12 protein-coding genes are annotated in these 16046 nt (G+C 39.6%); 1 reads left to right on the forward strand and 11 read right to left on the reverse strand.

The genetic code is table 11. From position 1 onward, the window contains the following. Positions 1-144: 144 nt before the first annotated feature. From phoU to CXF76_RS18330, 4 genes are read right to left on the reverse strand one after another with little or no spacing between them, the layout of a single operon-like run. On the reverse strand, positions 145-846 hold the full coding sequence (gene phoU, locus CXF76_RS18315; RefSeq protein ID WP_007586465.1) for a phosphate signaling complex protein PhoU: 702 nt from the start codon (positions 844-846) through the stop codon (positions 145-147). Positions 847-892: 46 nt separating this feature from the next. Continuing rightward, positions 893-1720 (reverse strand): phosphate ABC transporter ATP-binding protein PstB, encoded by an 828-nt coding sequence (gene pstB, locus CXF76_RS18320; protein WP_007586464.1) that lies wholly within the window; start codon positions 1718-1720, stop codon positions 893-895. 27 nt (positions 1721-1747) lie between these two features. Beyond that, complete coding sequence (pstA, locus tag CXF76_RS18325) at positions 1748-3397, reverse strand: phosphate ABC transporter permease PstA (protein ID WP_101164318.1); 1650 nt, start codon at positions 3395-3397, stop codon at positions 1748-1750. Between the two features lie 15 nt (positions 3398-3412). Beyond that, positions 3413-5647: an ABC transporter permease subunit gene (locus CXF76_RS18330; RefSeq protein ID WP_101164319.1), complete on the reverse strand. Its 2235-nt coding sequence runs from the start codon at positions 5645-5647 to the stop codon at positions 3413-3415. 381 nt (positions 5648-6028) lie between these two features. Here CXF76_RS18330 and CXF76_RS18335 point away from each other — a divergent pair, with 381 nt between their 5' ends. Then, positions 6029-6535, forward strand: a complete 507-nt coding sequence (locus CXF76_RS18335; protein ID WP_007586460.1) for a glycine cleavage system protein R — start codon at positions 6029-6031, stop codon at positions 6533-6535. 176 nt (positions 6536-6711) lie between these two features. Here CXF76_RS18335 and CXF76_RS18340 read toward each other — a convergent pair whose 3' ends face one another. The 7 genes from CXF76_RS18340 to CXF76_RS18370 all read right to left on the reverse strand — a co-directional run bounded on the left by CXF76_RS18340 (position 6712) and on the right by CXF76_RS18370 (position 16006). Continuing rightward, positions 6712-7167, reverse strand: a complete 456-nt coding sequence (locus tag CXF76_RS18340) for a hypothetical protein (RefSeq protein WP_101164320.1) — start codon at positions 7165-7167, stop codon at positions 6712-6714. A gap of 199 nt (positions 7168-7366) precedes the next feature. Further along, a complete protein-coding gene (locus tag CXF76_RS18345) occupies positions 7367-10486 on the reverse strand; it encodes an efflux RND transporter permease subunit (RefSeq protein ID WP_024590588.1) in 3120 nt (1039 codons plus the stop codon). Between the two features lie 8 nt (positions 10487-10494). Continuing rightward, the gene (locus CXF76_RS18350) at positions 10495-12042 is read right to left on the reverse strand and encodes an efflux RND transporter periplasmic adaptor subunit (protein ID WP_101164321.1); all 1548 of its coding nucleotides are present in this window, start codon (positions 12040-12042) and stop codon (positions 10495-10497) included. Continuing rightward, the gene (locus CXF76_RS18355; protein WP_101164322.1) at positions 12032-13408 is read right to left on the reverse strand and encodes a TolC family protein; all 1377 of its coding nucleotides are present in this window, start codon (positions 13406-13408) and stop codon (positions 12032-12034) included. Before CXF76_RS18355 ends, CXF76_RS18350 begins: the two co-directional genes overlap by 11 nt. 258 nt (positions 13409-13666) lie before the next feature. Beyond that, positions 13667-14029 carry a hypothetical protein gene (locus tag CXF76_RS18360; RefSeq protein WP_308304262.1) on the reverse strand — a complete coding sequence of 121 codons (363 nt, stop codon included), beginning with the start codon at positions 14027-14029 and terminating at the stop codon, positions 13667-13669. A gap of 94 nt (positions 14030-14123) precedes the next feature. Next, on the reverse strand, positions 14124-14738 hold the full coding sequence (locus tag CXF76_RS18365) for a paraquat-inducible protein A (RefSeq protein ID WP_101164323.1): 615 nt from the start codon (positions 14736-14738) through the stop codon (positions 14124-14126). A gap of 2 nt (positions 14739-14740) precedes the next feature. Then, on the reverse strand, positions 14741-16006 hold the full coding sequence (locus CXF76_RS18370; protein WP_101164324.1) for an EAL and HDOD domain-containing protein: 1266 nt from the start codon (positions 16004-16006) through the stop codon (positions 14741-14743). Between the last annotated feature and the right edge of the window lie 40 nt (positions 16007-16046).

Raw genomic sequence — 16046 nt, forward strand, 5'->3', positions numbered from 1 at the left:
CCCTTTAATCAAATTGATATGCTTTGCAGCATGAATTTTACAGTATTAACCAAGATTGTGAACGCTTTTTATTACTTCACTAAAGCTTGCAACACACAAAGCGACACTAAGCCGCTTTAATAGAAAAGCATGATGGGTAAAAAATCATAGTGATTTTTCTATATCTTCTTGAGATGTATGGCGAATATCTTTGCCATTAACAAAATAAATAATGTATTCAGCAATGTTCTGACAGCGATCACCAATACGCTCTAATGAGCGAACAGACCAAACTAAGTCCATGATTTTAGGGATTGAGCGTGGATCTTCCATCATGTAAGTCATTATTTGACGTGTGATAGCTTCATATTCGCGGTCAACTTTTGCATCTTCTTTATGTACTTGAAATGCACGTTGCACATCCATACGCGCAAATGCATCCAGTACGTCGTGTAGCATTTTTAAAACTTGACGGCCCATATTTTCAATATTTACTAATAAATCTTGCTGATCTTTGGTAAATGAGTCTAGTGCAACTTTAGCAATTCGCTCAGCTTCATCGCCAATACGCTCTAAATCAGCGATTGTTTTAGCTATTGCAATCACTAAACGCAGGTCACTTGCTGCAGGCTGACGACGAGCAATAATACGCGTACACTCTTCATCAATGCTTACTTCCATAGCATTCACTTTATAATCGTTCTGACGTACCTTTTGAGCAAGCTCTGCATCGTTACGGCTCACAGCATCAAGCGCACTATTTAACTGCTGCTCAACTAAGCCACCCATGCTTAATACATGATTACGTACATTTTCTAGTTCTTGGTTAAAACGCCCAGAAATATGTTTATTAATATTATGTTCCATAGTTACCTTCTCTCTTAATCTTGCACAACACGCTACAACGGGCTAATTAACCGTAACGACCGGTAATGTAATCTTCGGTCTTTTTCTTCGTTGGTGTAGTAAATAAGGTATTTGTGTCTGAGTACTCAATCAATTCGCCCATATACATAAAGGCTGTTTGATCAGATACACGTGCTGCTTGTTGCATGTTATGTGTAACAATAACAACGGTAAATTGGTTTTTTAAATCGTTTATTAGCTCTTCGATTACCAAAGTAGAAATAGGGTCAAGTGCTGATGTAGGTTCATCTAATAAAAGAACTTCTGGCTCAATTGCAATTGAGCGAGCAATAACTAAACGCTGTTGCTGACCACCCGATAAGCCAAACGCGCTATCGTGTAATCTGTCTTTTACTTCATCCCATAAAGCAGCACCACGAAGTGATTGCTCTACCACTTCGTCTAACTTACGCTTCTCTTTAATGCCTTGTAAGCGTAGGCCATAAACCACATTTTCATAAATTGATTTAGGAAATGGGTTAGGACGCTGAAACACCATACCTACATTACGACGAAGTGCTGCTACATCTACGCTCTTATCGTAAATATTTTGACCGTGAAGTAATATTTCACCTTCAATACGGCAAATATCAACCAAATCGTTCATGCGGTTAATACAACGTAATAGAGTTGATTTACCACAGCCCGATGGTCCTATAAACGCAGTTACTTGGCCTTTTGGAATGTTCATATTTACTTTATTAAGCGCTTGCTTATCACCGTAGTAAAGATCGAGATCTTTAATCTCTAGCGCTTTTTGGTCATCCGTTAAATTTTCTAGGTCTAACTTCTGGCCTATATTAGCTTGGTTTACTTTTGGAGCGACTGTAATCATTTTTGTTACCTATAAAATCTTTACTAATTAGTGTTCAAGCGATCTGAATTTTTCACGTAAATGGTTACGTATACCAATGGCCGTTATGTTTAGGGTAATAATCACCGACACCAATAAAAAGGCCGTTGCGTATACCAGCGGGCGTGCCGCTTCAACATTAGGGCTTTGGAAGCCAACATCGTATATATGAAAGCCTAAGTGCATGAACTTTCTATCTAAGTGAAAATACGGGAAGTTGCCATCAAGTGGTAATGTAGGAGCCATTTTTACAACGCCTACTAGCATTAACGGTGCAACTTCACCTGCAGCACGCGCAACTGCCAGTATTAAACCTGTCATAATTGCAGGGCTTGCCATTGGAATAATTATGCGCCATAACGTTTCAACTTTTGTTGCGCCAAGCGCTAGTGAACCATCGCGTACGGTACTTGGAATACGAGATAAACCTTCTTCAGTCGATACAATAACAACTGGCAACGTTAGTATAGCGAGCGTTAATGCCGACCACATTACACCTGGCGTACCAAATACTGGCGTTGGCGACGATTCTGGATAAAATAATTGGTCTAAGCTACCACCTAACATGTATACAAAAAAGCCGAGGCCAAATACACCGTATACAATTGAAGGAACACCGGCCAAGTTAATCACTGCGATACGAATCATTTTAGTGATTGCATTTTTTGCGGCGTACTCGTGTAAGTAAATTGCAGCAACAACGCCAAACGGCGTCACAATTACAGCCATCAGCATAACCATAAATACAGTACCAAATATAGCAGGGAAAACACCGCCTTCTGTATTTGCTTCACGTGGATCATCGGATACAAACTTACCTAGTTGCACAAAGTAGTGGCCTAGCTTTGCAAAAAAGCCCATATCGTTTGGAAACCAAACATCAAGTACTTGATACATAGGAATTGTAACAACTTCACCGCGCATATCTTTTACAGTTACGTGGTCACGTTTAGCTTGTTTGCGTAGTGCAAATAAATCTTTTTCGAGTACACCATACTCTGCACGTAATTCAGCACGTGCTTGAGCAAGCTCAGCAACACGTTCATCAGTGAGAGCGTTATCAAGTAAGTAGCCTTTTTCTTTTAAACGTAAGCGTTCAAGTGCGTAGTTAATATGCCCAATGTCGCCATTTTGCAAATCAAGTGCTTCGTCATTTAAGTCTACTGCACGCTCTACAAGCTCATGTAGCGCTTCAATCTTATCGCCTTCGACTGGTTTACCGTCTTTAATAACGTTTTGCACATAACCATAAAAGTTACCGTTTTTACTACGCTCAAATACTGCAAGCGCCGCTGGTGCTGTTTTATTTGTTATGTCGGTTTCTAATATCCAACGAAAATCTAAATCTACATATTCGCGGTTACCTGTTTTAATAAGTAAGCGCTCTATTTCTTCTTTTTCAAATCCGCTAACATCAATACCTGTGGCGGCTAAACGCGTTTTTGGTACTAATTCACGGTCGTAAACTTCGCCAATAACAGTTTGCTTTGCAATCGACCCTTCAAGTTCAAACTGTACAACTTCTGAAGGCCAGAAAAAGCTTAACCCTTTCCAGGCTATCATTGCTAATAAGCCTAAAACTGAAATCAAACTGATGCTCACTGCACCACCGGTCATCCAAATCCAAGGAGAACCAGACTTAAACCACTGCTTTACCATGTCATGTCTCTCCGCTTACATTGAGCTGTATTTTTCACGCAGTTGCTGGCGAACAAACTCAGCGACTGTGTTAAAAATGAATGTGAATATGAATAATACAAAGGCCGCTAAGAATAATATTCTATAGTGCGAACTACCTACTTCTGACTCTGGCATTTCAACTGCAATATTTGCCGCAAGCGTACGCATACCTTGGAAAATGCTCCAATCCATAATCGGTGTATTACCGGTTGCCATAAGTACAATCATGGTTTCGCCAACTGCTCGGCCAAGTCCCATCATTACCGCAGAGAAAATACCTGGGCTTGCTGTTAGTAATACAACACGTATTAGTGTTTGCCACTGCGTTGCACCTAATGCTAATGAGCCATTTGATAAATGCTTTGGAACACTAAATACCGCGTCTTCTGCAATTGAGAATATAGTAGGAATAACCGCAAAGCCCATCGCAATACCTACAACAAGCGAGTTACGTTGATCGAATGTCATACCTAGCTCATTTGTTAAGTACTGACGTACATTGCCGTCAAACATCCAAAGTTCAACAAATTCGCTCATAGCAAACGAAAACCAACCAATAAGTAAAACGACCGGAATAAGGATGATTGAATGCGAACCATCAGGAATTCTATGGCGTATTTTTGTTGGTAATTTAGTCCAGGCTAAACCTGTCGCTAACATACCTAAAGGTAATAATATGAGTAACCCAACAATGGCAGGTAAGTGCTCTTCTATTAATGGGGCTAACCAAAGACCCGCTAAAAAACCTAAAATAACGGTTGGTAATGCTTCCATTATTTCAACGGTAGGCTTAACCACTTTACGTAATTTGCTCGACATAAAGTATGCCGTGTAAATAGCCGCCGAAAGCGCAATTGGTACAGCAAACAACATCGCATAAAGTGCTGCTTTTAATGTACCGAACGAAATTGGCACAAGTGAAAACTTAGATTCAAAGTCGTCACTGGCTGATGTTGACTGCCAAATATAACCTGGCTCTGGGTAACCTTCGTACCACACTTCTTGCCAAAGTGCTGACCAAGTAACTTCTGGGTGCTCGTTATGAATGTCTAATACTGTTAGCTTATTATCCGCTAAAATTAACGCAGCATTTGAACGTGGTGCAATTGCAAAGTTCTCTATTGCGCCTTCACTTACTTTTCCCTGCCATAATTTTGCTTCGCTGGTTGTGTAGTACACGCCTAGCTCACCATTATTGCCGGTAGTAAAAAAAGTACGACGGTAAAACTCAGTAAATACATTTAATTTACTTTGCTTAGTTGTTTCAAATGAGCGAATTTTTTGATATTCACGGCCTGTGTCAGTGTTTACTTCAAACCACTGCGAAACCTCACCGTTATCATTAGCAAGCATGAGTGAGTTTGCGCCCGCTAGCAGTTGTGCAGATACAATATTTGCATTTTCTTCGTTAGCCGAAAGCAACTGAATTTGCTCCACATCACTTGGGTCGCGAGTATCGTATACGTACACTTGATTAGCAGAACGTACAAAAGTACGTGTTGTATCTGGCGACATTAATAACTCGTCTACACGTCCATCAACATCAAGTTCTGTGCGCTCAACAACCCACTCTACTTCACCGGTAAACATATTCTCTTCAGCAATAAAGCTGCTAAATAATACACGCTTATCTTCTGTAAGAGCTACAACCGCTGTTTTGTCTTCATAGTGACTAAATGCAAAGCGTTTAATAGCTGCACCTTGTTCATCTACTTCTAAAGCCATTTCCCCTAGAGGAAAACCTAAGCGAGGTGTTAATTTACGCTCGTTGTTTGGAAAGGTAACTAAAAATTTAGGTGCAACAACCATTACGGTGCCATCTTCTAAACCAAACGCATAATGCCCTTGAAAAGGCGCGCTTGTTGCAAAGCTTGTTGCATCACTTGGTAAATCTGCATTAAGTGTTTTGAGTTTTTTACCAAAACTACCTGACTCAACACTGTAAAAATCAACCTGACCTTGCTGACTTAGTAAATAAGCAACTTCAGTTTGCTCTTCTACACCTAAGCCTGCTATTTGCTGTGAATTAGCAACATGAAAGCTATCGCGTTTTTCTACTTTTGCTGATTCAAAAATTGGCTGTACTACATAAAGAAGGTAAAAGAATATTAATAGCAGTGCTACCAATACCATTATCCCACCAGCGGTTATGCCAAACTTGGCAAACCGATCTTTAAATAGACGGCTTCGATCCGTATTAAAAGTCGGCTTATTCGGATTTGAAGTCATCAAAACACCCTTAAATCTTAACGTTGCATAAATTATATTTCATCAAGATGACAGTAATGTTACAGCAGTAATAATAAGCACTCTAAAACAGCTTTAAATAAAACTAACGAGGGAAAAGTCTAAATTAGCTTCAAATAGGTGATTTATAAGTGAACTAAATTATAAAATAATTGGACAAAGTATTTATCGAGGTCAATACTAAAAGAGTACTTAGTAAATAATAATGACTATTAATACTGCGTATAGTCAACACAACTATATCCATTTTTTTAATTTATAATCAAAGATTTATAAAAAAGTGCAACAACACACAATTTAAATTAGACAACATACTTAATGCCTATGCATTTACTTTCTTTGGGCTTAAAAAGAGAATTACTTATGAAGCAGTTGGTTATAACTATTTTAGGGAAAGATCGCCCTGGTTTAGTAGAGAGCATCTCATCAGTCGTATTACAAAATCATGGCAACTGGCTTAGTAGTAACTTAAGCCATTTATTAGGTCATTTTGCAGGTATTATTCAACTTGAAGTTGCTGAGGAGCATTTTCAATCATTACAAAGTGCTTTAAATAAGTTACCTAAGTTAGACGTTCGTATTGAAACCGGAAACACAGAGATTGAGCCATCAACACTAGAGCAAATTAATCTAGTTATAACAGGTAACGACCGTCCTGGTATTGTTCAAGAACTGGCAAGTGTAATACGTCATAAAGGCGCTAATATTACTCACTTAAATTCAAGGCAACAAAGTGCACCTAATTGGGGAGTGCCTATTTTTAGCGCTGTTGCTACCGTTACTTTGCCAAATGGTATGGATAAAGACGAAGTTATTGAAGCATTGGAATCAATTACAAGTGATTTAATTGTAGATACGGAAGAAGTTTAACCTCCATTTATGCGTGCCATACAACTGACACGCATACCATTTTAGTCCATCAAAATGCTCTGCAGATTATTTAACGCAGACATAAAATAAGCCGATGCAAGCATCAGCTATTTTAAATAATCACCTTAAAGCTAATAAGAGCAAGATAAACTCAGTAACCCCGCTCTTTTATAAAGCTACATATCCATATGACGATTAGTACTTTGCATCATTTGCTTTATACCTTGCTTTTCAAGCTCTAGTATTTGTTGAAGCTTTTCTTGCCCACTTTGAGTTTCGGCGCGTTCAAGTAAGTATTCATATAACTCAATCACTTTTTGATGTTGCTGTGCTAAATAGCCTTGAATGACTTCTTCATCGAATTGCTGATCTTTACTAATGTCTTCAAAAGTAATTAGCTCAGGATTTTTAGCAAAGTATTCATAACTGTACGTATCGAGCGTATTTATTTCAGTTATCGCTTTAAACCCGACTAAATCTTCGGCGAGTTTTTTTTCGTAATTTAGGTAGTAGTCCACCAGCATTGCATTATGTTCATCGAGTAAATCCTTTACGCTATAAAAATTAGCCGCCATTTGCGTATGAAACAAAACGGTCCAATCGTATACCTCTTTAATTGTTTTAACTTGCATGTGCATTCCTTACTTAGTTGACTGTATAGGTAATACACTGCGTAAAGCATGCCAATTAAAAAGCTATTTAAAAACAGTTAGTTAATTTAAATGTGAGTAATAACTAGCTATTTAATAGAACAACTTACAAATTATAGGTAATTTTTATAGAGCAATGCGTGGGTAGTAACAGCATTGCTCTATCGTCTGTTGCTTTATATTATTTAAGTCCTTGTTTGCGCCATAGTAGGTAAACCGCAGGAATAACAAGTAAGGTGAGTACAATTGCACTGCCCATACCGCCAACCATAGGCGCTGCTATTCGGCTCATTACTTCGCTTCCGGTGCCCGTGCCATAAAGTACAGGTAATAAACCGATAATAATTGTCGCGACAGTCATCATAACTGGGCGTACTCGAAGCCCTGCTCCTTCAATAATAGCTTGCTGTAATTGCACTAAGCTAAGCGGTTTTCCGGCTTGCTCTGCTTCGAGGCACTTTTCTTGATAGGCTTGGTTTAAATACACCAACATAATGACCCCAATTTCTACCGCTACCCCAGCTAAGGCAATAAAGCCTACACCTACTGCAACTGAAAAGTTAAAGCCCTCTAAATACATTAGCCATACGCCACCAATCATTGCCAGTGGCAACGTAGCCATAATAATAGTGACCTCAGCAAAGCTTCTAAAATTAAGGTAAAGCAATACAATAATAATCGCTAATGTAAGTGGTAATACATAAGTCAGTTTTTCTTTAGCGCGCTGCATGTATTCATACTGCCCAGCCCACGTAATTGAGTAGCCAGCAGGTAGTATTAGGTCTTTATCGAGCACTTGCTGAGCGTGCTCAACGTAAGTACCAATATCAACGCCATCTATATCAATAAAACTCCAACCGTTTAAACGTGCATTTTCGCTTTTTATACCAGGCGGTCCATCTTCAATAAATACATCGGCTACATCACCAAGTGCTATACGCTGCCCTGTAGGCGTTACAATAGGTAACAACATTAACTCTTCTGGCGAGTCTCTGTATGCTTGCGGATAACGTAAATTAACAGGGTAACGCTCTTGCCCTTCTACCGTTTGTGTTACGTTTGTACCACCTATTGCAGTAGATACAACTTGCTGTACGTCGCTGATGTTTAAGCTATAACGCGCGGCTTTTTCACGATTTATATCTACTTTTATATAACGTCCACCGGCTACTCGCTCTGAGTAAACCGATGCGGTGCCTTGCACATCTTTTAAAAGCACTTCTATTTGTTGACCAATTTTTTGAATTTCACTCAACTTTGGTCCCGCAACTTTAATTCCCACAGGGGTTTTAATACCCGTTGCAAGCATATCAATACGCGTTTTAATTGGCATTACCCACGCATTCGTCAACCCAGGAAACTTAACCAAACCGTCGAGTTCTTTTTTAAGTTTTTCAAGAGTCATACCCTCGCGCCATTCGTCTTTTGGCTTTAGCTGAATAAACGTCTCTATCATTGTAAGCGGCGCAGGATCTGTTGCAGTTTCTGCTCGCCCAACTTTACCAAATACTGTTTTAACCTCGGGCACTGTGGCAATTAGCTTGTCGGTTTGCTGTAATATTTCGCGCGCTTTACCTACCGATAAACCAGGATACGTTGTGGGCATATACATTAAATCGCCCTCATCGAGTGGCGGAATAAATTCACTGCCTATTTTATTTACCGGGTAAAAGCCAATAACAGAAACAACCACCGCGAGTACCAGTGTCATTTTTGGAAATTTAAGCACCCAGTTAAGTAGTGGTCGATACGCTGCGACGAGTAATCGGTTAACTGGATTTTTTTGCTCCGAAATAACTTTACCTCTAATAAAGTAACCCATCAATACCGGCACTAAGGTAATCGCAAGCCCAGCAGACGCTGCCATAGCATAGGTTTTAGTGTAAGCGAGTGGCGCAAACATACGTCCTTCTTGCGCTTCTAAAATAAATACCGGCATAAAGCTGACGGTAATAATTAATAAACTAAAAAATAATGCAGGACCCACTTCACTCGCCGATTTAGCCACAACTTCCCAGCGGTTTTCGTTGGTAAGGGGCGTTTTTTCCATATGCTTATGCATATTTTCAATCATGACGATAGCACCGTCGGTCATTGCGCCTATCGCTATTGCAATTCCTCCTAAAGACATAATATTGGCGTTAATCCCCTGCCAATACATAATTATAAATGCCGTTAAAATTCCAAGCGGTAACGTAATAATCGCCACCAGCGATGAGCGCACATGAAACAAAAACACCACACACACTAAGGCAACTACAATAAGCTCTTCAATTAGCTTACTTGTTAAATTATCTACCGCGTTATTTATTAAGTTGGAGCGATCGTACACAGGGACTATTTCAACGCCCTCTGGCAATCCCTTTTTAAGCGATTCTAATTTTGCTTTTACAAGCTCAATGGTTTTTTGTGCATTTTCGCCATAGCGCATAATAACAATGCCGCCGGTTACCTCGCCTTCACCATTCAGTTCTGCAATACCACGGCGCATTTGCGGTCCGACTCTAATATCGGCTACATCACGTAATTGCAGCGCAGTACCGTTGGCGTTTACACCAAGCGGAATAGCTTCCAAGTCGGCAACACTCTTAATGTAGCCTGTGCTTGTTACCATGTATTCTGCTTCAGCCATTTCAACTACTGAGGCGCCCATCTCTTGGTTGCCTTGTTGAATAGCGGTTTGAATGAGGCTAAGCGGAATACCATATGCGCGTAATTTATCGGGCTCTACATTGACTTGGTATTGCTTAACCATGCCACCAACAGCAGCCACTTCAGATACACCGGGCACAGTTTGTAGCTCAAACTTTAAAAACCAATCTTGTAAGCTTCGTAGCTGACTAATATCGTGTTTATTTGTTTTATCAATTAGTGCGTATAAGTAAATCCAACCTACGCCTGTTGCATCAGGGCCAAGCTCTGGCGTAGCGCTATCGGGTAATCTACTCGCTACTTGGCTTAGGTATTCTTGTACTCGGCTACGCGCCCAATACAAATCGGTTTTTTCGTCAAAAATAACGTAAACGTACGAGTCTCCAAAAAACGAAAAACCCCTTACAGTTTGTGCACCCGGCACAGAAAGCATTGCTGTGGTGAGCGGAAATGTAACTTGGTCTTGCACTACTTGCGGCGCTTGCCCCGGGTAAGTGGTTTTTATAATGACCTGAACATCAGATAAGTCAGGCAAGGCATCCACGGGAGTATTTTTTACAGCAAACAATCCTCCACCCAGTAAAATTAATGTAAGCAACAACACAAAAAAGCGATTGCTAACAGACCAGCGAATAATGGCAGTTATCATAATGGCTCCTAGTGAGAACTATGTTGCATAGTAGAATGATCAATCGGCTCTGCGTTTTGCGCTTTAGTAATTACAAATTCATCGTTAATAATGCTAAAAGTAAAATTAATATACTGGGCATTTTCAAACTGACTAATATCAATATCTGGCGCTAATACAAAGTCCATTGTGGCGGGTTCTCGATTCCATTTTTCAATGGCTTCTCGGCTAATATTAATAATGCGATTTTGTGTATCTATGGCATTAATAGTGCCGTTAACCGTGGCGTTTTGTGGCTGCATATCCATGTTCATATTCGAGCCTGAAACAGAACTCATACCTGAGCTAATACCAGAACTAGGCATTTCCATTCGTTTAAAGTCGGAGCTTTTACTCGATTCAGAGTCTATTAAAAATTGCGCTGAAGTCACTACCGTGTCACCTGTCATTACACCTGACAAAATAACCGCTTCATTACTATTAATTTGCCCAACTTCAACTTCTACCGATTTAAAACGACCCTCACCTAATGCAATAACCACGCGGTTTTGATGCTGCGTGCGGATTACCGCTTCTTTAGGGACTGTAAATTGCGCCTTACTCGCTTTAGAGTGAATGCTCACTTGTGCAAACATATTTGGTTTTAACCGATGATCTGCATTTTCAAACCTAAGCCTTACACGCAGCGTCCGGTTTTTAGCATCAAGCGCGGGGTAAATGTAATCAACCTTACCTTCCCACTTTTGACCTTTTAAGTAATCAAGCGTCATCGTTACAGGTAAACCAACGCTCACTTGTTCTGATTGGCGCTCGAACACTTCCGCCTCTACCCAGATTTCATCAAGCTGGGCAATACTCATCATTGATGTGCCTGGTTTAACATAAAAGCCTTCTCGTACTGTTAGCTCATCTACCACACCACTTTGCTTTGCGTAAAAAGTAATATTTTGCATTATCTTTTTATTTTTTTGTAAGCGCTCGATAAATCCATCAGACACATTTAACGACTCTAAACGCGCCTTTGCAGCGCGAATTAACACGGTATTATTACGATTAACTGCCAATAAAAGCTCTTCCTGTGCGTTCACCAATTGTGGTGAATACAATGTATATAAAGGCTCACCGGCTTTAACTTCTGCGCCTTGTGCTTTAACATATAAACTTTCAATCCAGCCTTCTACACGCGGATGAATGTGAATAAGTTGGTCTTGGTTATATTGCACATAACCCACAGTATTTATATCGCTGTGAAGTGTTTTAAGCTCTACTTTAGCCGTTCTTACGCCAAAGTTATTAACGACTGCAGGCGAAATAGTTACAGCACCTGGCCCATCCTGAGCGTTGCTAGCGTTTTCATACACAGGTACTAAATCCATTCCCATTGGCGAAAGCCCTGGCGCGTCACGCCTGTAATTACTATCCATAGGGGCTACCCAATATAAGGGCTGTTTGTCAGCGCTTTGTTGTTCATTTATTGCCGAGTTGCTAGGTAAAAACTGCATTACTAAGCCGCCTATTAACCCAAAGGCGCCTGCGCCAACTAAGGCGGCAACAAGTAACTTTAAATTAGTATTCATTGTGTAATTCTCCAGTTTGCTCGCTCATTACTTGGGGGTCTAAGCTACTTGCATAATAATTAAGGCGGGCGGTAATAATATGTTGATCTACTTGAATATTCAGTGCATCAATTTTGGCGTTAAGCTCACTAATACGCGCGCGCATCACGTCAGAAAAATCCCCGTCGTCGCGTGTATAAGCATTTAGTGTTGCTTGAGATTGCTCTGACATTTGCGGTAATAACGTATTTTGATAAAGCGCATCGCGTTTTTGCAAACGAGCGAGTTGGCTAAACTCCTTAAAGTACATGCCTTTGAGTTTTTGAAGCGCCACCAGCTTTTGTGTTTTAGTAGCTTCTGCACTAGCAATAGCCGATTTAACTTGTTGATCTTGTCTGTTATCAGTAAACAATGGCAAATCAATGCTAAATCCTACTGAAAGTAAATCAGCTCGCGACTCACCCATCGGGGTATCATCTCGGTAACCATAACCCACATTAACGCCCATTTGAGGTTTGTAGCTTTGCTTAGCGAGTGCAACTTCGGTTTGCTTTGCCGTTACGGTTTTATCTATCGCAATAATTGCGGGATGCGCCATAAGCAACTGTATTAGTTTATCAAATTCAAGGCTCGCAAAATCAACCAGCCCTGCGGTTTTAGTAAACTCAGTATTTAAAGGCTGCATAAGCATATCCATAGGTAACCACTGTGCTAAGCGGTTTTTAGCACTTTCAAATTGCTGCTCAAGCATAACCAGCTTATCTTCAAGACGGGTGAGTTCTAATTGCGCACGAATAATATCTTGCTGACGTGTTTTACCTAAGGTGCTTGCGTAGCTTGCTTCGGTAATGTCAATAAGTTGAGTAAATAGCCCTTTATCTTGCTCAATTAAAGCAATACTTCGCTGAGCACGATACGCGTTTAACCACGACTCAATCACAATTGCTTTTACTTGTGCTAAGCGATCGGCGCGCTGCCAAGGGTATTGTTGAGCAGACTGTGCTAATGCTTTTTTTCTAAGCGCTAAACTATTCCCTCGGCTAAACTTTTGGCTCAAATCAACTTTAAGCTGCGTCATCCCTTCTTGGTCAAACGCATAACCGTTAGTAGGTAAGTTGAGTAAGCCAACCGTTAAAACAGGATCGGGTAAGGTGCCTGCGGCAATGCTTTGCGCTATTGCTGCATCTTCTTGGTAGCCACTCGCTTTTAGCCATGGCTCATACGTTAGCGCATAATTAAGCGCTTGCGTTAAGCTAAGCGTTTGCTCATTACTAGTTTGCTTTAGTATTTCGGTATTTAGGTTATTTTGATTGTTTTGCGCATTAACAGCTGTGCTAAATAACACAACACTACATAATACGACTTTAATACTTACAGCGTGGTTCATCACCTGCTCCATCTAAAAATAAAAGAAAATCTTAAATTAGAAAGCAAAAAAGGTGTTTAGGAGTTTTACAAAAACCTTTTATATCAATTGCATTGAATTAATGATCTATTATTGCGGTAGGGAAATAGCTCTATAACAAGGAAAAAATTACGCAGTATAGTTGCTTTATATAAGTAATTTTTAACGCAGTTAGAGAGTTATTTAACTCGCTAGAATGAGCATGTTTTCAATAAAATTGATATTACACCTATCCTGCTATTAAGCAGACATAGGAGGGCGATAGAGTGAACGAGGTATATTAATTTGTGTAGTAAATACACGTACATTTACTTTTTCAGATTCAAGTAAAGTAACGCTAAATAAAGTATCAACATTAAGCATTGAGTTAGCAGCGCAGCCACTCATAGGGCATTTACAGTCATTTTGTGGCGTACTTTCGTCGTCGCAACAATCCATCTGCATCATATTTTCAGACATGCTAACGACAGCTGTTGCATCACTACTTTGTATCATTGGCATTTGGGCATGCGTTGCTGTTTTAGTTGGCATATGTGGCATTTCGCATACCATAGCTACAGACGCAACTGCCTGACCCACAAAAGTGAGCAGTAAAGTTATCATGAGTAAACTAGAGTAAAAACGTTGCAACATTATGCCTTTTAATAAACTTTAAAATGATTGTAAGGCAACCTAACGGCAACCACAAATACTTTAATTATGTAGACTGCGGTTTAGCAGGTGTTTTAATTAAGTTACTCGCGATAATTGCAAATATACAATATGCGCTAAAATACCAAAACCCTTCACCAAATTGTGCATTCATAACAAGTAGCTCGCCACTTTTACCATGGGCGTTACCTGCTAAGTAAGTCACTATTAATGCAATAACAAATACATCAACCATGCTCCACTTACTTAATGCACAAATAACCAGACCGAGCTTTTGCTTAAACCCATTCAAAGGTAGGCTACAATAAAGCAACTGTAATAATAGCTTTAAGCTTGGAATAACAATAGAAAACAACCCCACTAAAGCGGCTACAAATAAATTATTATTGCTAGCAAGCTCTTTAACTGTGCCTAAAATACTTTGTGTTTTGTTATAGGCGCTAATCTCACCTTCTAACTTATCAAGCCCTAGCATGTTCGAGAACATTATTAGCATACTGCGAGTTCGACCATCGCCCTCTTCAGCCAGCATTTCAATACCCGCTTGCGCTAGTTTTGATTTATCTATGTTGCCCTCTATTGTTAATACTGGTTTTGTAATACCAGGAAACAATAAACAAAGAGCAACCACTACACTTATAACCGACAACCAATTACGCATATTTATTCTGCTATTGCCTCAATAATATCGTCACTGTATAAAACAGCATCCAGTAAAAAATTAAATATATCGCCAATGTGTAGCTCTGAGTTTATGTTGGCCAAATGGACCATAGCTTCATCTACATTATCTAATTCAAATTCTTTTATAAGCGATAAACAGCTCCCTAAAATGCCGATCTCTAATAGTAACGCATCAGATATAGCTGCATCTAAGGTAAACTCTTTAACTATGTCTTTTAAATCAGCATCTAAAATAGCATCAAGCACCGAGAACAAACCCACTAGATACCCTTGCTCGGTCAGCTCTTTATTATTTTGCTCTAAAATAAGCGACATAAATTGAGCTCGCGTTAAAGCAAGCTTAGTTAATTCGGTTGGTTTTTCGACCCCCAACTCACTAATTGCTAATACACGAACAAATTGCCTTATTGTATCTTCACCTAAATAAATAACCGCTTGTGAAATAGAAGTAATAACTAAATTTGCTTTTCCTGAACGCGCGTTTGCCAGCTTTAAAACCCTGGCTGTTATGGCTACATCTCTGGCCACTCGTTGATAAACTTCTTTAAAGCAAAGTTTTTGTTTTGCTGTAAAACGCAATAGATCAAAAACAGTTAACTTTGAAGGCTCTACACCTTTATACGTAATCATTTCTGGGCGAGAAAAAAAGAACCCCTGAAATAAATCACAGCCTGCCAATTTTAATATATTAAATTGTTCATGCGTCTCTATTCGTTCAACAATTATTTTTGCATGTGGATTTGCGCGTTTTATTTTTTTAATGCGCATATTGGTTTTAATAACCGGATCATCTATCTCAATTTTTATGTAATCAACATGTGCTAATAGTGGCTCCCATTTTGGATCGCCATCGTAATCATCAAGTGCAAAAACATACCCTTCTTTTTTAAGTTCTTGCACACGCTCAGCAACCGCAGGAATATTGCCCGTGCGCTCTACTATTTCAATAACACTATTTTCTGGCAATAAAAGTTTGGGAAAGTTATCGAGAATAGTTTCTGATGACAAGTTTATAAAAGCTAAATGATGCGCGGTAAGTCTATCTAAACCTACCAACATTAATGCATTAAAAAACAGGCGGCTTGTCGCATGCACATCAGAAGTGCCCACAGGAAACGCATTGTTGGCTGAGTCTCGATAGAGCAGTTCGTACGAGAAAACATTCTGGTCTATATCAAAAATAGGTTGCCGCGCGACAAACTGAGTTATTTTTTGTACCTCATCAGGTATGTTATTTAATTTCACTTGGCTCTAAACCTATAAATAAGAGATGGCAAAACAGCCA

Origin of the sequence: Pseudoalteromonas sp. 78C3, assembly GCF_002836695.1 — a bacterium.
In the GTDB taxonomy this organism is placed as follows: domain Bacteria; phylum Pseudomonadota; class Gammaproteobacteria; order Enterobacterales; family Alteromonadaceae; genus Pseudoalteromonas; species Pseudoalteromonas arctica.